The sequence below is a fragment of the Citrobacter rodentium NBRC 105723 = DSM 16636 genome (genome assembly GCF_021278985.1).
Lineage (GTDB): Bacteria > Pseudomonadota > Gammaproteobacteria > Enterobacterales > Enterobacteriaceae > Citrobacter_A > Citrobacter_A rodentium.
Window position 1 is genome coordinate 1089153 of sequence record NZ_CP082833.1, and the last position, 23314, is coordinate 1112466.

General features: G+C 56.3%; 19 protein-coding genes, 1 tRNA gene and 1 pseudogene. 10 read left to right on the forward strand and 11 right to left on the reverse strand.

The window, feature by feature from the left end:
* Positions 1-164 precede the first annotated feature (164 nt).
* From bcsE to bcsG, 3 genes are read left to right on the forward strand one after another with little or no spacing between them, the layout of a single operon-like run.
* The gene (gene bcsE, locus K7R23_RS05135; RefSeq protein WP_012908210.1) at positions 165-1724 is read left to right on the forward strand and encodes a cellulose biosynthesis c-di-GMP-binding protein BcsE; all 1560 of its coding nucleotides are present in this window, start codon (positions 165-167) and stop codon (positions 1722-1724) included.
* Positions 1721-1912 (forward strand): cellulose biosynthesis protein BcsF, encoded by a 192-nt coding sequence (gene bcsF, locus K7R23_RS05140; RefSeq protein ID WP_012908209.1) that lies wholly within the window; start codon positions 1721-1723, stop codon positions 1910-1912. Before bcsE ends, bcsF begins: the two co-directional genes overlap by 4 nt.
* Positions 1909-3588, forward strand: a complete 1680-nt coding sequence (gene bcsG / locus K7R23_RS05145) for a cellulose biosynthesis protein BcsG (RefSeq protein ID WP_012908208.1) — start codon at positions 1909-1911, stop codon at positions 3586-3588. The genes bcsF and bcsG overlap by 4 nt, the downstream gene beginning before the upstream one ends.
* Positions 3589-3669: 81 nt before the next feature.
* Here bcsG and K7R23_RS05150 read toward each other — a convergent pair whose 3' ends face one another.
* Positions 3670-3777, reverse strand: coding sequence for a type I toxin-antitoxin system toxin Ldr family protein (locus K7R23_RS05150; protein ID WP_012908207.1), 108 nt, complete (start codon positions 3775-3777; stop codon positions 3670-3672).
* A 353-nt stretch (positions 3778-4130) separates the two neighbouring features.
* On the opposite strand from K7R23_RS05150, the gene K7R23_RS05155 reads away from it, so the two are divergent.
* Positions 4131-5426 carry an SLC5/6 family protein gene (locus K7R23_RS05155; protein WP_012908206.1) on the forward strand — a complete coding sequence of 432 codons (1296 nt, stop codon included), beginning with the start codon at positions 4131-4133 and terminating at the stop codon, positions 5424-5426.
* A gap of 93 nt (positions 5427-5519) precedes the next feature.
* Here K7R23_RS05155 and dppF read toward each other — a convergent pair whose 3' ends face one another.
* The 7 genes from dppF to eptB form a co-directional block, all read right to left on the reverse strand.
* A complete protein-coding gene (dppF, locus tag K7R23_RS05160) occupies positions 5520-6533 on the reverse strand; it encodes a dipeptide ABC transporter ATP-binding subunit DppF (RefSeq protein WP_012908205.1) in 1014 nt (337 codons plus the stop codon).
* Positions 6530-7513, reverse strand: coding sequence for a dipeptide ABC transporter ATP-binding protein (gene dppD, locus K7R23_RS05165; protein WP_012908204.1), 984 nt, complete (start codon positions 7511-7513; stop codon positions 6530-6532). The genes dppF and dppD overlap by 4 nt, the downstream gene beginning before the upstream one ends.
* A gap of 10 nt (positions 7514-7523) precedes the next feature.
* On the reverse strand, positions 7524-8426 hold the full coding sequence (dppC, locus tag K7R23_RS05170; RefSeq protein ID WP_012908203.1) for a dipeptide ABC transporter permease DppC: 903 nt from the start codon (positions 8424-8426) through the stop codon (positions 7524-7526).
* A gap of 9 nt (positions 8427-8435) precedes the next feature.
* Positions 8436-9455: a dipeptide ABC transporter permease DppB gene (dppB, locus tag K7R23_RS05175; protein ID WP_012908202.1), complete on the reverse strand. Its 1020-nt coding sequence runs from the start codon at positions 9453-9455 to the stop codon at positions 8436-8438.
* A gap of 175 nt (positions 9456-9630) precedes the next feature.
* Positions 9631-11238, reverse strand: a complete 1608-nt coding sequence (dppA, locus tag K7R23_RS05180) for a dipeptide ABC transporter periplasmic-binding protein DppA (RefSeq protein WP_024133016.1) — start codon at positions 11236-11238, stop codon at positions 9631-9633.
* Positions 11239-12102: 864 nt separating this feature from the next.
* Positions 12103-12179, reverse strand: a tRNA-Pro gene (locus K7R23_RS05185).
* A 90-nt stretch (positions 12180-12269) separates the two neighbouring features.
* Entirely contained in the window at positions 12270-13961 is a 1692-nt protein-coding gene (eptB, locus tag K7R23_RS05190; protein ID WP_012908200.1) for a kdo(2)-lipid A phosphoethanolamine 7''-transferase, read from the reverse strand.
* 318 nt (positions 13962-14279) lie between these two features.
* Between eptB and K7R23_RS05195 the strand changes: the two genes are divergently transcribed.
* On the forward strand, positions 14280-15617 hold the full coding sequence (locus K7R23_RS05195) for an IS4-like element ISCro3 family transposase (protein ID WP_012908122.1): 1338 nt from the start codon (positions 14280-14282) through the stop codon (positions 15615-15617).
* A gap of 46 nt (positions 15618-15663) precedes the next feature.
* On the opposite strand, the gene K7R23_RS05200 is transcribed toward K7R23_RS05195, so the two are convergent.
* Positions 15664-16866, reverse strand: coding sequence for an L-lactate MFS transporter (locus tag K7R23_RS05200; protein WP_012908199.1), 1203 nt, complete (start codon positions 16864-16866; stop codon positions 15664-15666).
* Here K7R23_RS05200 and K7R23_RS05205 point away from each other — a divergent pair.
* Complete coding sequence (locus K7R23_RS05205) at positions 16865-17089, forward strand: hypothetical protein (RefSeq protein WP_148222116.1); 225 nt, start codon at positions 16865-16867, stop codon at positions 17087-17089. The genes K7R23_RS05200 and K7R23_RS05205 overlap by 2 nt on opposite strands.
* Before the next feature lie 8 nt (positions 17090-17097).
* Here the strand turns inward: K7R23_RS05205 and K7R23_RS05210 are convergent, their stop codons facing one another.
* Complete coding sequence (locus K7R23_RS05210; RefSeq protein WP_012908198.1) at positions 17098-17799, reverse strand: autotransporter domain-containing protein; 702 nt, start codon at positions 17797-17799, stop codon at positions 17098-17100.
* Between the two features lie 157 nt (positions 17800-17956).
* Here K7R23_RS05210 and tag point away from each other — a divergent pair.
* Both tag and K7R23_RS05220 read left to right on the forward strand, forming a co-directional pair.
* Positions 17957-18540, forward strand: a pseudogene (tag, locus tag K7R23_RS05215) (DNA-3-methyladenine glycosylase I).
* The gene (locus tag K7R23_RS05220; protein WP_012908197.1) at positions 18515-18955 is read left to right on the forward strand and encodes an N-acetyltransferase; all 441 of its coding nucleotides are present in this window, start codon (positions 18515-18517) and stop codon (positions 18953-18955) included. The pseudogene tag and the gene K7R23_RS05220 overlap by 26 nt, the downstream one beginning before the upstream one ends.
* Here the strand turns inward: K7R23_RS05220 and K7R23_RS05225 are convergent.
* A complete protein-coding gene (locus tag K7R23_RS05225) occupies positions 18924-21248 on the reverse strand; it encodes a molybdopterin guanine dinucleotide-containing S/N-oxide reductase (RefSeq protein WP_024133014.1) in 2325 nt (774 codons plus the stop codon). The two genes, K7R23_RS05220 and K7R23_RS05225, sit on opposite strands and share 32 nt — an antisense overlap.
* Before the next feature lie 154 nt (positions 21249-21402).
* Here K7R23_RS05225 and K7R23_RS05230 point away from each other — a divergent pair, with 154 nt between their 5' ends.
* Both K7R23_RS05230 and ghrB read left to right on the forward strand, forming a co-directional pair.
* Complete coding sequence (locus tag K7R23_RS05230; protein WP_012908195.1) at positions 21403-22065, forward strand: OmpA family lipoprotein; 663 nt, start codon at positions 21403-21405, stop codon at positions 22063-22065.
* Positions 22066-22311: 246 nt separating this feature from the next.
* A complete protein-coding gene (ghrB, locus tag K7R23_RS05235; RefSeq protein WP_012908193.1) occupies positions 22312-23286 on the forward strand; it encodes a glyoxylate/hydroxypyruvate reductase GhrB in 975 nt (324 codons plus the stop codon).
* Positions 23287-23314: the final 28 nt, after the last annotated feature.

The window sequence follows — 23314 nt, forward strand, 5'->3', positions numbered from 1 at the left end:
ACAAATACGTGTCATGGAATCGAAACGGCCGTTTTTGCAACGCATCCTGCCAGCAGAATTGATTCACATGCTAAAGCTGATGCGTTTTAATTTCAATGTTAGGTTTATTTCTGTGCTTTCGCTAGTAAACTGATAAACAGACAAATAGCGACCCGAGGAACGCTGTGGAGCCCGTATTTTCACTTGGTATCTCATCATTATGGGATGAACTTCGCCATATGCCAGCTGGCGGCGTCTGGTGGGTTAATACCGATCGCATTGAAGATGCGGTTGGTCTGGCGAATCAAACCATCGCTTTTCAAACCGGGACGGCAAAAGTCGCGGGCATTTGCATGGGCGGCGATCCCGGAAAAACATTCAAATTAGAAGAATCTCAGGGCCCGGAAAAAATCCAGCTATTTTCTATGCCAAATTCAGAGAAGGGACTATACTTTATGTCCCGCGATTTAGTCTGTACGATTGATCCTACCCATTACTTATTCATCCTTCTGTGCGCAAATAATGCATGGCAAAATATCCCGGCGGAACGTTTGCGGCGGTGGCTGGATAAAATGAATAAGTGGACGCGTTTTCATCACTGTTCCGTTCTGGTAATTAACCCTGGAAATAATAATGATAAACAGTTCTCATTATTAATGGGTGAATACCGATCATTGTTCGGACTGGCCAGTATGCGTTATCAGGGCGACCAGCATCTGCTGGACATTGCATTCTGGTGCAATGAGAAAGGAGTCAGCGCCCGCCAGCAGCTCACCGTTCACCATCGTGACGGAAAGTGGGCGCTGGCGCAGAAAGAAGAGGCTGAAATCCAGCCCCGCAGCGATGAAAAACGCATCCTCAGCAACCTGGCCGTCCTCGAAGGCGCGCCGCCGCTGTCGGAGCACTGGCAGTTATTCGACAACAACGACGCGTTATTCAATGAAGCCCGCACCGCCCAGGCGGCGACGCTGGTCTTCTCGCTTCAGCAAAACAGCCAGATTGAGCCTTTGGCGCGCAGTATTCATACCCTGCGCCGCCAGCGCGGCAGCGCGCTGAAAATTCTGGTGCGGGAAAATATCGCCAGCCTGCGCGCTACCGACGAGCGGCTGCTGTTAGGCTGCGGCGCCAATATGGTCATTCCGTGGAACGCCCCGCTGTCCCGCTGCCTGACGCTGATTGAGAGCGTGCAGGGTCAGAAGTTCAGCCGCTACGTTCCGGAAGATATCACCACCCTGCTGTCGATGACCCAGCCGATGAAGCTGCGCGGCTTTCAGAAATGGGACGTGTTCTGCGACGCGGTGAATAATATGATGAGCAACACCCTGCTGCCCGCCGACGGCAAAGGGGTGATGGTGGCGCTGCGCCCGGTGCCGGGTATCCGCGTCGAACAAGCGTTAACGCTCTGCCGTCCGCACCGTACCGGCGATATCGTCACCATCGGCGGCAACCGGCTGGTGCTGTTTTTATCCTTCTGCCGGGTAAACGATCTCGACACCGCGTTGAACCACATTTTCCCGCTGCCGACGGGCGATCTTTTCTCTAACCGCATGGTCTGGTTTGAAGACAACCAGATTAGCGCCGAACTGGTGCAGATGCGCCTGCTGTCGCCTGAAATGTGGGGACAGCCGCTGCCGCTGACCCAGGAGGCGAAGCCGGTTCTGAATGCCGAACACGACGGCAGAGTGTGGCGCCGTATTCCGCAACCGATACGCTTACTGGACGATGAAAGGGAGCCTGCGCCATGATGAGCATCAGCGATATTCTGCAGATCATCGTCGTATGCGCGCTGATCTTCTTTCCGTTGGGTTATCTGGCGCGCCATTCCCTGCGCCGAATCGGCAATATCGTCCGACTGATCTTTGCTAAACCTCGTTATGTTAAACCGGCCGGAACCTTGCGCCGCACGGTGATTTCCAGAGCGAATAAAAAATGACTCAACATACTCAACACGCCTCGCCGTCTTCACCTCTCTGGCAGTACTGGCGCGGGCTTTCAGGCTGGAACTTCTATTTTCTGGTGAAGTTCGGCCTGCTGTGGGCTGGCTATCTGAATTTCCACCCGCTGCTGAACCTGGTGTTTATGGCGTTTTTGCTGATGCCGATACCGCGCTACAAACTGCATCGCCTGCGCCACTGGGTCGCGATTCCGATCGGCTTTGGCCTGTTCTGGCACGATACCTGGCTGCCGGGACCGGAAAGTATGTTAAGCCAGGGTTCGCAGGTGGCGGCATTCAGTAGCGACTACCTGCTCGATCTGGTCACCCGGTTTATCAACTGGCAGATGATTGGCGCCGTCTTCGTCCTGCTGGTGGCGTGGCTGTTTTTATCGCAGTGGATCCGCGTGACCGTCTTCGTGGTCGCTATTCTGGTCTGGCTGAACATCCTGACGCTGGCAGGGCCGAGCTTCTCGCTGTGGCCTGCCGGACAGCCGACAAATACGGTCACCACCACCGGCGGCACGGCAGCGGCGACAATCGCCACTGCGGAAGGCGCGCCGGTCGTCGGCGATATACCTGCGCAAACGGCGCCGCCGACCTCGGCCAACCTCAACGCCTGGCTGAATACGTTCTATAACGCCGAAGCGAAACGCAAAACGTCTTTCCCGGCGGCGCTACCGGAAGATGCTCAGCCGTTTGAGCTGCTGGTGATCAATATCTGTTCGCTCTCATGGTCCGATATTGAAGCCGCGGGGCTGATGTCACATCCGCTGTGGTCGCATTTTGATATTCAGTTTAAGCACTTTAACTCTGCGACCTCTTACAGCGGCCCGGCGGCGATTCGTCTGCTGCGCGCCAGCTGCGGTCAGCCGTCGCATACCAATCTGTACCAGCCAGCCGGTAACGAATGTTATCTGTTTGATAATCTGAAGAAACTTGGTTTCACTGAACATCTGATGATGGGGCATAACGGCGAGTTCGGCGGCTTCCTGAAAGAAGTACGGGAAAACGGCGGTATGCAGGCTGAACTGATGGATCAGAGCGGTTTACCGGTTCCGCTGCTGGGCTTTGATGGATCGCCGGTGTATGACGATACCGCGGTACTGAATCGCTGGCTGGAAACCACCGAAAAAGACAAAGGTACACGTAGCGCGACCTTCTATAACACCCTGCCGCTGCACGACGGCAACCACTATCCGGGCGTCAGCAAGACGGCGGATTATAAAGCGCGCGCGCAGAAATTCTTTGATGAACTGGAAGCGTTCTTTACGCAACTGGAGAAGTCCGGACGTAAAGTCATGGTGGTGGTGGTGCCGGAACACGGCGGCGCGCTGAAGGGCGACAGAATGCAGGTTTCCGGCCTGCGCGATATCCCCAGCCCGTCGATCACCAACGTCCCGGCCGGGGTGAAATTCTTCGGCATGAAGGCGCCGCATAAGGGCGCGCCGATTGAAATTGACCAACCGAGCAGCTATCTGGCGGTTTCGGAGCTGGTGGTGCGCGTACTCGACGGGAAGATCTTCGCCGAAGACCCGGTCGACTGGACGAAGCTGACCAGCAACCTGCCGCAAACCGCGGCGGTGTCGGAAAACGCCAACGCGGTGGTGATCCAGTATCAGGATAAACCGTACGTTCGTCTGAACGGCGGCGACTGGGTGCCGTATCCGCAGTAAACGAAAAAGGCCGCAAGGATATCCCTGCGGCCTGGTTCGGGCGCATGTTGCCACTGCGGCAGGCAGACGCCCGTCAGGGGATTACTTCCTGCTACGTAACCAGTTCACAACCATTCCCGCGATTATACCCGCGATGGCTGGAGCCGCTAAATCGTGCCAGAAGGCAATGCCTAACTGAATCAGCGTCATATAGCCGCCTGTGTTGCAATGGCAACCGTTCGCGGCTATCCTTGAATTGTTGAGGTTCAAGATTAGCCCCCGTTTTGTTGCCAGGTTTTTACCGAACAACGTGCGGGGGTTTTCTCTTTATCCAGCAACTCAACGCCGCCAGGGATCAAGCCCCCGCAACGTTGCGCCTCACCGGGTTGCCCCGGCTTGCTGCGGATTCTACGGCAAGCGGTCTGCCTGCACATCCGCCCGTGTTTCACACTGCGTGGCGTCTCGCAAATCCTCAATCGGCTGGCAGTGTCTCCTGCGCTTCTGTAGAATTGCGTCCCCTTGCGGCCATGACGCCGTGGAGGCTATTTCTGGCAGGGGACTTCATGCAGCACGACACACCACTTTCTCACCACAACAGCGCGAGCGAATCGACCTCACGCAGTCTACCTTTTACCCGCTACGATTTCGGCTGGGTTCTGCTATGCATTGGCATGGCGATCGGCGCAGGTACGGTCCTGATGCCGGTACAAATTGGACTAAAAGGGATTTGGGTATTTATTACCGCGTCGCTTATCGCTTACCCGGCGACCTGGATCGTGCAGGATATCTATCTCAGGACGCTTTCCGAAAGCGAAACCTGTCATGACTACACCGACGTCATCAGTCATTATCTCGGCAAAAACTGGGGCGTTTTTCTCGGCGTTATCTACTTTTTGATGATTATCCACGGCATCTTCATCTACTCGCTTTCCGTGGTTTTCGACAGCGCCTCTTATCTCCGCACCTTTGGCCTGACGCAGGCCGATCTCTCGCAGTCGCTGCTGTATAAAACGGCCATCTTCGCTGCGCTGGTCGCTATCGCCTCGGGCGGCGAGAAGCTGCTGTTTAAGATTTCGGGACCGATGGTCGTGGTGAAAGTCGGCATTATCGTGGTGTTTGGCATGGCGATGATCCCGCACTGGAATTTTGCCAATATCAGCGCTTTTCCACCCGCACCGGTGTTCTTTCGCGACGTGTTGCTGACCATTCCGTTCTGCTTCTTTTCGGCGGTGTTTATCCAGGTGCTGAATCCGATGAATATCGCCTATCGCAAGCGTGAAGCCGATCGGGTGCTGGCGACCCGAATGGCGATTCGCAGCCACCGCATCAGCTACATCACGCTGATCGCGGTGATTCTGTTTTTCTCTTTCTCATTTACCTTTTCCATCAGCCATGAGGAAGCGGTCTCGGCGTTCGAGCAAAATATTTCCGCGCTGGCGCTGGCCGCTCAGGTCATTCCCGGTCCGGTGATTCATATCACTTCGACGGTGCTGAATATCTTTGCCGTGCTGACCGCCTTTTTCGGCATCTATCTGGGTTTCCATGAGGCGATGAAAGGGATAGTGCTCAATCTGCTGGGCCGTATCGTCAACGTTGAGCGCATTCCTTCACGCGTTATCACGCTGGGGATCTGCGTCTTTATCGTCGCCACGCTGGCTATCTGGGTTTCGTTCCGCGTGTCGGTGCTGGTCTTTTTCCAGCTCGGCAGCCCGCTGTACGGTATTGTCTCCTGTCTGATCCCGTGCTTCCTGATTTATAAGGTTGGGCAACTGGAGAAACTGCGCGGCCTGAAAAGCTGGCTGATTCTGCTGTACGGGGTGCTGCTGTGCCTGTCACCGCTGTTAAAACTGATTGAATAACAGAGAAAAGCCCGGTAGCGCTGACGCTTACCGGGCCTGGATTCCGGGTGTAAGCCGGATAAGGCGCAGCCGCCATCCGGCATGGTGGGAAGGTTAAATCAGCGGCTTCTGCGCATTCTCATCCTGATCGACGGCAAAACAGGCGACCAGCTGACCGTCGTAGTCCTTAAGCTGCGGCTGCAGCTGCGTGCAGGGGCCGAAGCGACGACGACAACGGGCATTAAACGCGCAGCCCGGCGGCGGATTGAGCGGGCTTGGCAGCTCGCCGGTCAGCTTGATGCGCTCGCGGCGATCGTCCGGGTTGAGACGCGGCGTGGCGGAGAGCAGCGCCTGGGTGTACGGATGGCGCGGGTTACTGAAGATCTGCTCCTTCGTCCCCTTCTCCACGCAGCGGCCCAGATACATCACCATCACTTCATCGGCAATGTGCTCAACCACCGACAGATCGTGGGAGATAAAGACGTAGGAGAGCCCCAGATCCTGCTGCAAATCCATCATCAGGTTCAGCACCTGCGCGCGCACGGAGACATCGAGCGCGGAAACCGGTTCATCGGCAATCACCACGTCCGGGTCGAGCATCAGACCACGGGCGATGGCGATACGCTGACGCTGACCGCCGGAGAACATGTGCGGATAGCGGTCGTAGTGCTCGGTTTTTAGCCCCACTTTCGCCATCATCGCCAACGCTTTCTCGCGACGCTGCTGCTTGCTGAGCGAAGTGTTGATCAGCAGCGGTTCCTCCAGAATCTGCCCCACTTTCTTGCGCGGGTTCAGCGAACCATACGGGTTCTGAAACACAATCTGAATCTTCTGCCGACGCAGCTTCTGCGCCTGCGGATCGTGCTTCAGCAGATCCTGCCCCTGATAATAGAGCTCGCCGCCGGTCGGCGTTTCGATCATCGTCAGCAGGCGGCCAAGCGTCGATTTCCCGCAGCCGGACTCGCCGACTACCGCCAGCGTTTTCCCGCGTTCCAGGGTGAACGACACGCCGTCCAGCGCTTTTACCAGCCGTTCAGCAGAAAACAGCCCCTTCTTCACCGGATAGTGTTTTTTCAGATCGATGGCCCGCAACAGCGGCTGTTGCAAGGTGGCCTCGTGCGTACTCATAGTGTGGGCCTCCCGGCATCATCGAGTGGATAGTGACATTTTGACTGACGACCGCCGCCCAGTTGGTTCAGCGCCGGCTCTTCCACGCGGCATCTGTCGGTGGCATAGGGGCAACGCGGATTGAGCAGACAGCCCGACGGACGGTCATATTTGCCCGGCACCACGCCCGGCAATGAGGCCAGCCGCGCTTTGTCCTGAGCAAACTCCGGCAGCGCCCGCAGCAGCGCCTGGGTGTACGGATGACGCGGCGCGCGGAAAATATCGTGCGCGTCGCCCGTCTCCACCACCTGCCCTGCGTACATCACGATGATCTTATGCGCCGCTTCCGCCACCAGCGCCAGATCGTGGGTGATCAGCACCAGCGCCATGTTCTCTTTCTGCTGTAGCTCCAGCAGCAGCTCAATAATTTGCGCCTGGATGGTGACGTCCAGCGCTGTCGTCGGCTCATCGGCAATCAGCAGTTTTGGCCGACAGGCAATCGCCATCGCGATCATCACGCGCTGGCTCATTCCACCGGAAAGCTGGTGCGGATAGACGTCCAGACGCGACGCCGGATCCGGGATGCCTACCTGGGTCAACAGGTCAATGGCCCGCTGACGACGAGTCTGTTTATTGCCCCCCTGATGCACCTTGATCGCTTCCATAATCTGGAAACCGACGGTATAGCACGGGTTCAGGCTGGTCATCGGGTCCTGGAAAATCATCGCCACTTCGGCGCCGACCAGGTTACGTCGCTCTTTACCGGAGATGCGCTTCAGATCCTGATCGTTAAAAATCAGATTCTCTGCCTTTACCCGCCCCGGATAGTCAATCAGCCCCATAATCGCCAGCGAACTGACCGACTTACCGGAGCCGGACTCGCCGACGATACCGACCACTTCGCCCTGATTCACGCTGTAGCTGATACGGTCTACGGCGCGGAATTCGCTGCCTTCGTCGCCGAAGTGCACCGATAATTGATCTACATTTAATAACGCCATTTCGAACCTCTTACTGCTTCAGCCTGGGATCGAGCGCGTCACGCAGACCGTCACCCATCAGGTTAAATGCCAGCACCGTCAGCAGGATCGCCAGACCGGGGAAGGTCACGACCCACCAGGCGCTTTGCGCGAACTGCAACACGTCGGAGAGCATCGTGCCCCACTCCGGCGTTGGCGGTTGCGCGCCCATGCCCAGAAAGCCCAGTGCCGCCATATCAAGAATGGCGTTAGAGAAGCCCAGCGACGCCTGAACGATCAGCGGCGCAAGACAGTTCGGGAAAATGTTAATGAACATCTGACGCATCGCTCCGGCCCCTGCCACGCGGGAAGCGGTCACATAGTCGCGATTCACTTCCACCAGCACCGCGGCGCGGGTGAGACGCACGTAGTGCGGTAGCGCCACGAAGGTCAGCGCCAGCGCGGCGTTGCCGATCGAGGGACCAAATACCGCCACCAGCACCAGCGCCAGCAGCAGGCTCGGCAACGCCAGCATGATATCGACTACGCGCATAATGACGTTATCAACGATACCGCCAAAGTAACCGGCAATCAGACCCAGCACGATGCCCATCACCAGCGACAGCACCACCACCAGACAGCCGACCAGCAGCGACAGGCGCGCGCCGTACATAAGGCGCGACAGCACGTCGCGGCCCACGTCGTCGGTGCCCAGCAGATGCGCCAGGCTGCCGCCCTCCTGCCAGGCTGGCGGCGCGAGCAGCGCATCGCGGAACTGCTCCGCCGGGTTATACGGCGCGAGAACGTTAGCAAATACCGCAATCAGAATCATGATGACGACATACACCAGTCCGACAACCGCGCCTTTGTTGCGTTTGAAATAGTGCCAGAACTCCTGCAACGGGGTCATCGGCACCGGTGCGGCAATAACTTTATTTTCAGTAACCTGTGACATGATGGCCCCTTACTTCTTATGACGAATACGCGGGTTCACCACGCCGTACAGCAGATCGACCAGCAGGTTGACGAGAATAATCATTGTCGCCACCAGCAGCACCCCGCCCTGCACAACCGGATAATCACGACGTTGCAGCGCGTCAATCAGCCAGCGCCCGAGGCCAGGCCATGAGAAAATGGTTTCGGTCAGAATGGCTCCCGCCAGCAGCGTGCCGACCTGCAGGCCGATCACCGTCACCACCGGCAACATGGCGTTACGCAGCGCATGGACGATGATGACGCGCATCCGCGTCAGCCCTTTGGCGCGCGCGGTGCGAATATAATCTTCACCCAGCACTTCCAGCATTGAGGAGCGGGTCATACGCACAATCACCGCCAGCGGAATGGTGCCGAGCACCATCGCAGGCAGTACCATATGCGCCAGCGCATCAATAAAGTTGCCCTCTTCACCCCAGATGGCGGTGTCGATCAGCATAAAACCGGTCAGCGGATTGCTGTCATCAAGAAACACCATATCGCTCACCCGCCCGGAAACCGGCGTCAGGTTCCAGTGCACGGAAACCAGCATGATCAGCATCATCCCCCACCAGAAGATCGGCATGGAGTAGCCGGTCAGCGCCAGGCCAACAGCGGTATGATCGAAAATGGAGCCGCGCTTAACGGCCGCCAGCACGCCGACCGGAATACCGACCGCGGTGGCGAAAAGCATTGCGCAGACGCCCAGTTCGAGCGTCGCTTTAAAGCGCGGTACGAACTCGTCCCACACCGGCAAGCGGCTTTTCAGCGAGATGCCTAAATCACCATGCATCACCCCCCAGATATAATGGAGGTACTGCTGCCACATCGGCTTATCAAGGCCGAGTTCAGCCAGCAGCTGCGCATGGCGCTCAGGGGAGATACCGCGCTCACCTGCCATGATCATCACCGGATCGCCGGGGATCATATGGACAAACGTGAAGGTGAGAAGGGTGATACCGATAAACGTCGGGATGACGAGTCCCAGACGTCGGAGAATGAACTGCAACATAACCCGGATTCTCTCTCATGACGCATGGCCTGGAACCGTGCGTCTGTATTGCTCACAAATCTTATTCCCCCCTTTCAGAGAGGGAATAAAGCACTGCTGCCGGGTGGCGCTACGCTTACCCGGCCTACATACCGTAGGCCAGGGCAAGCGCAGCGCCGCCTTGCGTCGCTTTTAATTATTCGACAGAGACGTTTTCGAAGTGGTGTTTGCCTAACGGATCCACCACATAGCCTTTGACCTCTTTCCGTACAGGCTCGTAAACGGTGGAGTGGGCGATGATCAGGGCCGGAGCCTGCTCGTTCATCACCACCTGCGCCTGTTTGTAGAGTTCAATACGCTTGTTGTGGTCGTCGGTCGCGCGCGCCGGTTGAATCAGATCTTCAAACGGTTTGTAGCACCAGCGAGAGTAGTTGGAGCCATCTTTCGCGGCGGCGCAGCTGAACAGGGTGGCGAAGAAGTTATCCGGATCCCCGTTGTCGCCGGTCCAGCCCATCATCACCGCCTGATGTTCACCCGCTTTGGCGCGCTTCAGGTACTCGCCCCACTCGTAGGTGACAATTTTGGCCTGCACGCCGATCTTCGCCCAGTCCGCCTGAATCATCTCCGCCATACGGCGCGCGTTCGGGTTGTACGGACGCTGCACCGGCATCGCCCACAGCTCAACGGTAAAGCCTTTATCCTGACCCGCCTCTTTCAGCAGCGCTTTGGCTTTTTCCGGATCGTAGGTGTAATCTTTGATGTCGTCGTTATAGCCCCACATGGTTGGCGGAATCAGGTTTTTGGCAGCAACGCCAGCGCCCTGGTAAACGGCTTTGATGATCGCTTCTTTGTTCACCGCGTAAGTCAGCGCCTGACGCACTTTCACATCATCGAACGGTTTCTTCTCGGTGTTGAACGCGAGATAGCCGACATTCAGGCCCGCCTGCTCCATCAGGTTGATATTTTTGTCCTGCTTCATGCGCGCGATGTCCGCCGGGTTCGGATACGGCATCACCTGGCATTCATTCTTCTGCAACTTGGCGTAACGCACGGAGGCGTCAGGGGTGATGGAGAAAACCAGAACGTCAATCTTCGGCTTAGTGCCCCAGTAGCCATCAAATGCTTTATAGCGAATGCGGGAGTCTTTCTGGTACTGCTGCAACTGGAACGGACCGGTGCCGATGGGGTTCAGATCCACTTTTTCCGGCGTACCAGCTTTCAGCATGTTGTCGGCATACTCTTTCGAGAGAATAGAGGCGAAGTCCATCGCCAGATCGGCGAGGAACGGCGCTTCCGGACGGGTCAGCACGAACTGGACGGTCATGTCGTCCACTTTCTTCACTTCGCTTATCAGATCCGTCAGCCCCATCCCTTCAAAGTATTCATAGCTGCCGCCGGAGACTTTATGGTATGGGTTTTGCGTGTTTTTCTGTCGATCGAAAGAGAACACGACGTCATCGGCGTTCAGGTCGCGCGTCGGTTTAAACTCTTTACCGGAATGCCACTTCACGCCCTGGCGCAGATGGAAGGTATAGGTTTTACCGTCTTCGCTGATTTCCCACTTCTCAGCGAGGCCCGGGATCACTTCGGTGGTGCCGGTTTTAAACTCCACCAGGCGGTTATAGATAGGTACGGAACTGGCGTCATAGGTGGTGCCAGAGGTAAACAGCTGCGGGTTAAAGCCCTCAGGAGAACCTTCTGAGCAATACACCAGGGTTTTAGCCTGTACGCTTGCTGCAACGGTCATAGCCACCAGGCTCAGACCAAGCTTCAGCATCCCTGACTTCTTCAAGGAAATACTCATTCTTCTGCTCCAAATGTGATGTTGTTGTTTTACCCTTTGCAGTGGGTTAGCGCCGCCTGGCCTTTTTTATTTTTGGCCGGCCGGGTCGGCGTGACGAGGTGGGGATTCCGTTCACATAAACGACTGAGTAGCAGCGCGGATTCTCCATGAAATGCCCCTCATGCCCTACAATCTGTCAACAGAATGTGAAAACGTCAATACAGCTAACCGCGATTTACGACAACGGTGAGAATTAACAAACAAAGATTAAAAAAAGTGCAGGGCGCTATTTTCAGCAGAGAAATTTATGCTACACGCAGGAAGCCAGAATAACCCTCTTAATATTTCGCAACATCTGGTGATTAAGTTTTGTGCTTTCTGGACAAAATTTCTGACGAAACGCTGCATATCTGAGCGATAAATACCATGAACGTTAAAACGCACAGCGGAAAATGCTGACGTCAGCCATAAGTAACACCAAAAAAAGATTTATGCAGTGATAAAAAAAGACAATGGAATATGTCACAAAAACGTTAACAAATAGTGAGAAGTGGGGCACGATTTTGCCAGCAATAATGAAATGCCTGATGGCGCTTCGCTGTAGGCCGGATAAGGCGTTTGCGCCGCCATCCGGCGATGCCATGGCTCCATGCGGTTAAATGCCTGATGGCGCTTCGCTGTAGGCCGGATAAGGCGTTTGCGCCGCCATCCGGCGATGCCCTGGCTCCATGCGGTTAAACGCCTGATGGTGCTTCGCTGTAGGCCGGATAAGGCGTTTGCGCCGCCATCCGGCGATGCCTCTGTTAAACGCCTGATGGCGCTTCGCTTATCAGGCCTACGCCCCCCAAAGCAAAAAACCCAGCTCGTTGAGCAGGGTTTTAAATTTGGTCGGTGATAGAGGATTCGAACCTCCGACCCCTTCGTCCCGAACGAAGTGCGCTACCAGGCTGCGCCAATCACCGAATGCGGGCGCATCTTACTGCTCAGGCGCGCGCCCGTCAATCCCTTAGTCGCAAAATGCCATTCGATCGGTGAGAAAGTCGGCAACCCGCTTACTGCGCGGCGGCTTTCTGTCCATCAGGAATATGACACCAGTTATTGTGCTCATTAATCCCGCCGTCCGGCGAGGTATAGCCGAGACAGCCCATAATAGTGTCGTACAACTCAACGTGACGGCGCGGCACCTTCATTTCCGCCTCTTTCTTCAGATGCGCAAACGCCTGAGCGTTTGCCGGATTCTCTAAATATTTATCCGACATCCAGACCATCATCGGCACGCGGAACTGCTCCGGCGGCGCCATTTTACGCGGCGTGCCGTGCAGGTGCTCACGCTCGTTGATCGACTCACCATGATCCGCCGCATAGAACACAATTGCTTTCTTATCGCGAACCCGATCAATCACCGTATCAATAAAATGGTCAACGTAAGTAATAGAGTTATCGTAAGAGTTGATCATCAGATCCTTCGGGCACTTACGATCGATGGCATAGCACTCCGGTTGCCACTGCGCGAATGCGCGCGGATAACGCTGGGTATAGTTATAGTGGGAACCTTTGGTATGCAGCACGATAAGATGCTTGCCCTGCGAGTTATTCTCCAGCGAGCGGTCAACTTCATTCACCAGCAGCATATCATCTACGGCTTTACCGCGGTTGCGCGGCTCGGCGGCAATTTGTTCGCGATAGGCAATGTTGTCGGCCATCGTATTGCTGTAGAACCACATCTCGCTCTGCATCGCATACAGATCGGAGCTAAAGCCTAACTGCTTAAGCACCGCGAAAACGTTCTGCTCTTTCAGCGTGCGCTGAGGGTTATCTTCTGCCCCCCCCTGACGCACGAACATGCAGCGCAGCGACAGTTTGGTGGCGGTATCGCAGGAGTAGCCGCGGTACATCACCAGATTCTTCTCTTTCGCCAGCTTCGGCGTGGTATCACGCTCATAGCCGAGCATTCCCATATGATCCCAACGGGTGGTTTCGCCAATAATAAAAATCACCCAGGTGTCATCAAGGTTTTGCGTCGGGGTATAGGTAAACTTCTTCGCCGGGTTAATCAGCGACTTATTATCAGAAGATTCATCAACCTGCGCCCAGGCATACAGACCCAGCGCAGCAAGCCAGTTGGTCGGCAGATAAGAGTTCGCCAGCACGCCGCCGTAGCTCGGCATATCCACCCCGGCGATGCGATCGGCGCGCTTCTGGTGTACTTCCAGGAGACGAATCGGCGCCCACACCAGCAGAGCCGCCATCAGCACGGTAAGCGCGCTGCGCCAGCGGACTTTCGGCGTACAAAGCTGACGCCAGAAGGTATCCGTCGAGCGATTCAGCCAGATCATCACCAGCGGGATGAGGCTCACGCCAGCCACCCACAGGATAAGCGTCCAGCCGACGACCTCTTTTGACAGGTCGATATCCGTGGTCATCACCGAGGCTACAATACCGTAACCAATCATGACATTCATAAAGGTCATGTAGTAGCTTGCGCCTGCCGAAATGAGCACCAGCAGCGACGCCAGAACCCGCCAGACCGTCCGGCCAAACAGCGAAAAGAGACGTAAAAAGAAGAAGGTCGCCAGCACCGTGCCAGCCAGTTCCACCACCGCGGCGACGCCATTCCATACGGTAAAATCCTGCGCATATCCGTCAAACCGACGAAAATAGACCGCGCCATTCATAAACAGACCGATATAGACAGCAAGCAAAATGCTTAGCTTTTGCTGCGTTATCGACTTAATGTATTTCATGCAAGCAAGCTCTGGGAAACGAGGGTAAACACAGCCTGTACCTCAGCTAAACAGCCGGACAGAACAAATTGCGAAGGTAGTCAGAAAGGAAAGATCTACGCGCGCGGCTAAGTAGACCACAAGGAAGCGGAAAAGTGGCAGCAGATATTGTGATCAAAGGAGATTTTTACAAAAAATCAAGTATGAAAGCGGAGTATATGCCCGGCAAACATACGAAAAGGCCAGCGAATACGCTTAATGCCGATCAGTTAAGGATCGGTTGACCGATCCTTAATCTGCGGCACTATAACGGCTTCCACAACAGGGAGCCGTTTTCTTATGCCACTTCTCAATGACCTGCTCGATTTCAGCGACCATCCGCTGATGCCGCCCCCTTCTGCACAACTGTTTGCTCAGCATCTTCCCGTCGAATGGATACAACACTGCCTGACTCTTTCTGCACATGCGACCGTTCGCCGCCGTCGTTTACCTGGCGACATGGTTATCTGGATGGTCGTGGCTATGGCCTTCTTCCGTAATGAGTCGATTACCGATGTGGTTCGTCGTCTGAACCTGAGCGCGGATGGTGAAGCGGGGATGAACCTGCTGGCCCGCAGCGCTGTCACCCAGGCGCGTCAGCGCGTGGGTGCTGCACCGGTGGAATGGCTTTTCCGCCAGACCGCGCAGACATGGGGAACTGAGCGTTACCAGAAAGATGACTGGCATGGCCTGCAACTTTTTGCCATCTATGGCGCACAGTTCAGGACACCTGATGAACCTGAGCTGCGTGAACATTATGGCTCTGCCAACACATCCACTGAGCGGCAAAGCGCATACCCGGTAATGCGTCTGGTGGCTTTAATGAACCTGGGTAGTCACATTCTGCTGGATGCCGCGACCGCGCCTTACCGACGGAGCGAAACCCTGCTGGCCCACTCAATGCTCGTCACCATTCCGGATAACTCCATTACGCTGTTTGACAAGCTGTTCTACAGCGCAGACCTGTTGCTGTCGCTGAACCGGCAGGGTTGTAACCGCCACTGGCTGCTGCCCGCCTGGAAGAATATCGCAGCAGAAACGGAAGAAAGTTACGGTCCCGGAGACCGGCTTCTGAAACTGAAAGTGTCACCACAGGCAAGGAAAAAGAATCCTTCGCTGCCGGAATACTGGTATGCGCGGGCGGTAACTTATGAACTGAACGGAGTGGAAAAAACGGTCCTGACGTCACTTCAGGCAGACCGTTATAAGGCCAGAGAGGTGGCAGAGCTTTATCACTCAAGATGGGAAATCGAAGTCGGGTTCAGAAACCTGAAAAGCAGCCTGCTGAATAACGCTCTGGTACTGAGAAGCCGGAAGGTTGAGTTGCTGGAACAGGAGGTGTGGGGCATGTTGCTGGCTTATAATCTGATACGGCGTGAGGCAACAAAAGCAACGGAGAAACACAAAAAAGCGGCGTCGGAAATCAGCTTTAAGTTCGCGTTCCAGTTTATCGCCACAGAAATGATAGTGCTGGGAAATACGGTGTCACCGGGGACCATCCCGAAACGGCTGGAGCATCTGCGGGGGGCTCTGGAAGCGGTGTTCATAACAAAACGCCCCCGACCATCAAGGCCGAGGGCGGTTAAGATATCAAAAACCCGTTATCCGGTGAAACGCAATGCCGCACCGCTTAAGTGAACGGCATTAAGCGAATACGCTGGCCTTTGGCAGCACTTAGCGCCTGTCAGGCATGGGCCATTTTCATCGCTTCGCGTTTCGGCTGGCGGATGGTAGTGGACAGCGCCAGAGAGATCACCAGCAGCGCGAAGATAACGCAGAAGGTCACATAGAAGCCGCCGAACAGCGAGGCGATAATCGAACCGCAAATGCTGCCAATTCCGAAGCCCAGGTAAATGACGCCGTAGTTTTTCGCCAGATTGTTCAGGCCGAAGAACTCGCTCACCAGCGACGGGAACACCGTGATGGTGCCGCCGAAGTTAAAGGCGACGCAGGCGATAGCGGCAAAGAAGGTCAGCGCGTTCAGCGGCGCAAACAACAGAGCGGCCATGCCCACCAGCGATACCACCTGACCAATAGTAATAACGCGAATGCGGGCAATTTTGTCAGACAGGATACCCAACACCAGACGACCGGAGAGGTTGGCGATGGAAATCACCGTAACCGCATTCGCCGCAGAGGCGACATCAAGATGCGCCAGCCCCTGCGCAATATCTTTCGCCACGCCAATCACATACAGCCCGCTCATGCACGCCGTCAGGAACATCACCGCCAGCATCCAGTACTGCGGTTTACGCATCGACTGCGCGAGGGTGTAATCATTTTCCACCACGCCATTGGCCGTTTTCACCTCCTGATTCGGCGCGTCTTTCATCAGCATCGCACCAGAAACGATCATCACCAGGACAATCGCACCCCAAATCACAAAGGTTTTTTCCAGCCCGACGGTCGCCAGCAGCTGGCTGTCGATAAATTTAAAGCCCAGGCTGCCCAGACCATAAGAGCCGATAGCGAAGGCGGAGATCAGTCCTTTACGCTCCGGAAACCATTTCACGCAGTTCGACAGCGTTAACAGGTAGCCCGCGCCGTCCGCCAGACCCACCAGGACGCCAGCGCTCAGCCATAGCATCATCAGGTTATTCGAGTGCGCGGTGAGGAAGAAGCCCAGCCCAAGCAGAATCCCCGACGCCATCGTCACGCGCTTAACGCCAAAACGTTCCTGTAATTTCCCGGCGACGGAAGAGGAGATCGCCAGGCCCAGGCTTAACAGGCCGAAGGAGAATGCCACCTGGCTGACAGGTTCGCCCAGCTTCTCGGAAAGAACGCCGTTGAACAGGCTCCAGGTATAGACAGAACCTAAGGCAAACTGGGTAATAATGGTGCCGATAAGGGTTAACCAACGGGTACGCTGATACGATGAAGTTTTCATGGCAGTATTCCTGCATAAACAAAATGGGAAATTCTCTGCCGACAACCATAACGAAATGCATCTTACGCGGGGGGAAAACGGCATGAAGTGCCATCAGAACGGAATGAAATGCCTGCAACAGGGAATAAATGACGAGACAACGCGTACGCGGCGTGATTTTTTAAAAGGTCAGTTAGCGCCCACTATCAACACAATCGCTGTTATCACTGCGTTTAATTTGTAAAAGCGAAGTTAAAACCTGGCGCTAACGCCCATCGTATAGAGGAAGTCTGTATCGTTCGCCGTATTTTCCGCCTGAGAGAGCGCCGCATACGCGGCCAGATGCTGATTAAACAGCATATCCGCGCCAACGGTCACGTCGAGCCAGCTGTTGTCCTGGGTGGTGGCCGCCATACGGCTTAGCCCTGACTGCGCTTTCCAGATATTATCGCCATACTGCTGGTTATAGCTGACCTGCGCCCACGGTCTGACATCGCCAAATTGCGAATTCACCCGCCAGCCCAGCGTACTGACGCTGGCGTGCCATAACGGATCTGCCGCAGAACTGGTTACGCTGTCGCCAAATTCGTTATAAATGGAGGTGGTGGTGCCGTCATAATGCAGTGCGGCAACCGGTCCGGTGGTCACGCGCGCGGAGAGCGGAAAATTCCAGCCCAGGCTCATGCCGCTGGTCGCCTCTGTCGGCGTGGCGTCGGCAAAGCTGACGGCGAATCCCGGCACGCTCTGTGTTAATCTGATCCGTTCCGCAAGGATATCGTCATAACGTGGTTGGTGATCGCTGTCCCATGTATAGCGTTCAGCCGTATGTCCGGATGCGGTATCAGCGATATATTCTTGTTGCCATGCACAGGCTGTGTTGATGTAAAGCGAACAGGCCACGACGCTCGCCAGAAAAAACGTTTTCCGGCGACCACTGTTATTTTTTGTCATCATCAATGCGACTCCAGGGAAGAGCCGAAATCGGCGATTTTATTGTCATTGTCAGAAGGTTAACGGGCCAAAAGCCCTGTATTAAATATTGTCTTTTTCGCTGGTGCGTCAAGGCGATCGGAACGAAATTTTTATGGCAATTCAAAGAGCGAGGGAAAGTATGCAACGTTGTGGATGGGTCAGTCAGGACCCGCTTTATATTGCCTATCATGATAACGAGTGGGGTGTACCCGAAACCGACGGTAAGAAGCTGTTTGAAATGATCTGTCTGGAAGGACAACAGGCCGGGCTTTCGTGGATTACGGTGCTGAAAAAACGCGAGAACTACCGTGCGAACTTCCATCAGTTCGACCCCGTTCGCGTTGCGGCAATGCAGGCAGAGGATGTCGAACGGCTGCTGCTCGATCCGGGAATCATTCGCCATCGGGAAAAATCGAGGCCATTATCGGCAACGCCCGCGCTTATCTGGCGATGGAGCAAAATGGCGAACCCTTTGCTGAATTCATCTGGTCATTTGTCGATCATCAACCGCAGATTACCTCAGCCGCCGCGCTGAGCGACATCCCCACCTCAACGCCCGCTTCAGACGCGCTGTCGAAAGCGTTAAAAAAGCGCGGTTTTAAGTTCGTCGGCACGACGATTTGCTACTCCTTCATGCAGGCGTGCGGGCTGGTCAATGACCATATCACCAGCTGTTTTTGCCATCCGGGAGAAAAACATGATTCGCGAATCCCGCAGCGCTGATAAGTTGTCGATTCTGGCGCTCTGGCTGGAAAGCACTATTTATGCCCACCCGTTTATTCCTGAATACTACTGGTACGCGAGTGAAGCGATCGTACGCGACAGCTATCTGCCTGCCGCCAGAACCTGGGTCTGGGAAGAACAGGAGGAGGTGAAAGGCTTTATCAACGTGCTCGAAAATCGCTTTTTAGGCGCGCTGTTTGTCGCCCCAGACGCGCTGCGCCGTGGGATCGGCAAAGCGCTGGTGCAGCACGTCCAGCAGCGTTTTAGCCAGCTCAGCCTCGAGGTGTATCAAAAAAACCTCAATGCGGTGCACTTCTACCATGCGCAGGGCTTTCGTATTGAAGACAGCGCATGGCAGGAAGAAACGCATCATCCGACCTGGATTATGAGCTGGCGGGCGGATCAAACGCAGTAAGCGTCAGCGCCGGTCCGCGATATTTCTCCAGCCACGCCAGCGCGGTGTTCCCCGCACAGCCATTGCCCAGACGAGAAGTGGGCAAATCGTTGGTCAGTACGTTCACCGCGCCGTTTTTGCAGATGCCCCCGGCGGCAGGCTCCGGATCCGGCCATGCTCCTTCGTGGATGCACATCACGCCAGGCTTAATGCCGTCAGTGACCACCGCGCCGGCAAGGATCTGCCCGCGATGATTCCAGATACGCACCGTGTCGCCATCGCGAATGCCGCGCGCCCGCGCGTCCTCAGGATGAAGCGTGACCGGTTCACGGTTCGCCACCGCGTAGCGTTCACGCAGATGGCTGTAGTTGAGCTGACTGTGCAGGCGATGGGCCGGATGCGCCGACAGCACCTGGAGCTGCCCCTCCTGCGCATTGCCGTGCCACTCGTCCGGCGCAAGCCAGCTCGGGTGGCCGGGACAATCCGCGTAGCCATAGCCGGCGATGCGCTGCGAGTAAATTTCGATTTTGCCGCTATCGGTTTTCAACGGATGCGCCTCGGGGTCGCGACGGAAATCGGCAAAGCGGACAAACCGGGCATTGTCCGGGTTTTCCGGCATTTCAATAAGCTGGTTGGCTTCCCAGAAGGCCGCAAACGGCGGCAGCGTCACCTGCTGGCTGGCTCCGCGCTGAGCGGCAATATTGTAAAACGTTTCCAGCCACGCCAGTTCGCTTTTCCCTTCGGTAAAACGCAGCCGACCGCCGCGCTCCCAGCGTTCGCTCAGTTCGGCAAAGACGTCGAAATCGTTACGCGCTTCATACTGCGGCGCCACCACCTGCTTCATCGGCACCAGGTGCTGATTGCTGTAGTCCCCGGTCATGGTGAGATCGTTGCGTTCAAAAGAGGTGGTGGCAGGCAGCACGATGTCGGCATGTTTAGCGGCTGCGGTCCAGTAGCATTCTGAGATCACCACCAGCTCCGGCTTTTGCCAGGCGCGAATCAGGCGGTTGGTGTCCTGATGATGCGTAAAGTTTGCGCCGCCAGCCCACCAGATAAAGCGGATATCCGGGAAGCGGCGATCCATACCGTTATGCTGATAAGGCGCGCCGGGGTTTTCCAGCGCTTCGACAATGCGCGCGACCGGAATTTTTTCTACCGCGTCGGTCCCGCCCGGTAAACTTCCCTGCATCGAGGCCAGCACCGCTGAGCGTCGCGTCGGGTTACCGCCGTTGGCGAAGTGGTAAGAAAGCCCGAACCCGCCGCCGGGAACGCCAATTTGCCCGAGCATCGCGGCGAGCGTGACGATCATCCAGTGCTTTTGCTCGCCGTACTGCTGGCGCTGCATCCCCCACCCGGCCATCAGCATGGTGGTGTGATTATGGAAAATGTCTGCCAGCTCACGGATTTTCGCCGCCGGCACGCCGCATATTTCCGCAGCCCACTCGGCAGTTTTGGCAACGCCGTCGCTCACACCGGTAAGATAATCGGCGAAGATCTCATAGCCAGTGGTAAAGCGCGCGAGAAACGCCTCATCATGCCAGCGGTTTTCCACCAGCGTATGAGCGATACCGAGCATCATGGCCACATCGGTGCCCATATGCGGCGCAATCCACTCCATCTTATCGCCAAAGAAATCCACGGTTTCCGATCGCATCGGATCGATGCAGATCAGCCGTTTTCCGCTGCCGCGCAGCGCGTCAAACCAGGAAATGCCCTGCTCATCCGAGGCGTTCCAGGCAATTTTCAGCGTATTCAGCGGATTGGCGCTCCACAGCACCACCACATCGCTGTGTTCCAGCACGACCGGCCAGCTGGTCTGCTGCTGGTATACCTCGCTGCCGCCTACCACATACGGCATGATGGCCTGCGCCGCGCCGGTGGAATAATCGCCCAGATGGCCGGTATAGCCGCCCGCCAGCGCCATATAGCGCTGGAGCAAGGTGGCGGCCTTATGCAGTACGCCGTTGGAGCGCCAGCCATAGGAGCCGGCAAAAATTGACGATGGGCCATAGGTATCGCGAATACGTTTATGCTGGCGATCAATCAGATCCAGCGCCTCGTCCCAGCTCACCCGCACAAACTCATCCTGCCCGCGTACCCCCTGCGGCTTTTCCGGCGAAGCCAGAAAACCTTTGCGCACCATCGGATAACGCACCCGGGCGTTGCTGTGCACCTGGTCGCGCACCGCGCTTTGCAGCGAGTTGGGATGCGCAGTTGAAAGCGCGCCGCGGGAGGAGATAACCCTCTCTCCGTCAGTTTCAACGAGGACAGGTCCCCAGTGGGCGGCGGTGAGTACCGGTTTGTACGACGTCAAAGTAGGCGCTCCTGAAAATGGACTGATGTATTTCTCTGTTCAATGTTACTTACAAATTTCAGAGAGATCCCTGGAATTTTCTTCATCTTCCCGCGGCATAATCTGACGCCACATTCGCTGTGACATAAAAAAAGAAAATCATTAAGGAATTAAGATGAAGAAACGTGTTTTAGTCATTGCCGCCCTCGTCAGCGGCGCGCTGGCGGTATCTGGCTGCACCACCAACCCGTACACCGGTGAACGCGAAGCGGGTAAATCCGGCATCGGCGCGGGTATTGGCTCACTGGTCGGCGCGGGTATCGGGGCGCTCTCTTCCTCAAAGAAAGATCGCGGCAAAGGCGCGCTGATTGGCGCAGCGGCCGGTGCGGCCCTCGGCGGCGGCGCCGGTTACTACATGGACGTGCAGGAAGCGAAACTGCGCGACAAAATGCAGGGAACCGGCGTGAGCGTAACGCGCAGCGGCGATAACATCATTCTCAATATGCCGAACAATGTGACCTTTGACAGCAGCAGCGCAACGCTGAAGCCGGCGGGCGCAAACACCCTGACCGGCGTGGCGATGGTGCTGAAGGAATACCCTAAAACCGCCGTCAACGTTATCGGGTATACCGACAGCACCGGCGGGCAGGATCTGAATATGCGCCTGTCGCAACAGCGTGCCGACAGCGTGGCCAGCGCGTTGATTACCCAGGGCGTGGAAGCAGGCCGTATCCGCACCAGCGGTATGGGTCCGGCAAACCCCATCGCCAGCAACAGCACCGCGGAAGGTAAAGCCCAGAACCGCCGCGTCGAAATCACCTTAAGTCCGGTTCAGTAAACCATTGCCGGATGGCGGCTATGCCTTATCCGGCCTACAAATTCTTACCACTGGCGTTTTTGCCGGATGGCGGCTACGCCTTATCCGGCCTACGCGAAGCGCTACCCCCGGCACTGCGATGCGGCAATATGCGCCTCGTACATTTTTATGGGGGTGGCGCTTTTCGTCTTCCTATGGCTAACTCTGACTGAATCACCGTTACCGACTGGCGCACGCCACGCGTATATTCACATCATGGAGAGTCGTATGAAGCCGTCCATTATTCTCTACAAACCGTTACCTGACGATTTACTGCACCGCCTGACAGAGCATTTCACCATCACCCAGGTACCCGACCTGAGTCCGGAGACGGTCGAACAACACGCCCGGGCGTTCGCCGACGCGGAGGGCCTGCTGGGCTCCACGCAAACCGTCGACAGCGCGCTGCTGGAGAAAATGCCGAAGCTGCGCGCCACCTCAACCATCTCCGTCGGCTACGACAATTTCGACGTCGATGCGCTGAACGCCCGCAAGATATTGCTGATGCATACCCCAACCGTGCTGACGGAAACCGTCGCCGACACGATGATGGCACTGGTGCTGGCAACCGCCCGCCGCGTGGTGGAGGTGGCTGAACGTGTGAAGGCAGGCGAATGGACCGACAGCATTGGCCCGGACTGGTTCGGCACCGACGTACACCATAAAACGCTGGGCATTGTCGGCATGGGGCGTATCGGCCTGGCGCTGGCCCAGCGCGCCCACTTCGGCTTCAGTATGCCGATTCTCTACAATGCCCGTCGTCGCCATCCGGAGGCGGAGGAGCGTTTCAGCGCCCGCTATTGCGACCTCGACACGCTGCTACAGGAGGCGGATTTTGTCTGCCTGATCCTGCCGCTGACGGACGAAACGCATCATCTGTTTGGCGCTGAACAGTTCGCTAAAATGAAGCATTCAGCCATTTTCATTAATGCCGGGCGCGGTCCGGTGGTCGATGAAAACGCGCTGATTGCCGCCCTGCGAAACGGCGTCATTCACGCCGCCGGTCTGGATGTGTTCGAGCAAGAGCCGCTGCCCGTTGACTCGCCGCTCCTTTCGCTGGCTAACGTCGTGGCGGTGCCGCACATCGGTTCCGCGACCCATGAGACGCGCTACAACATGGCGGCCTGCGCGGTGGATAATCTGATTGATGCGCTACAGGGGAAGGTTGAGAAGAACTGCGTGAATCCACAAGTGGCGGGATAGCTTAGCGTATCGCTTTACCCGGCGCGGA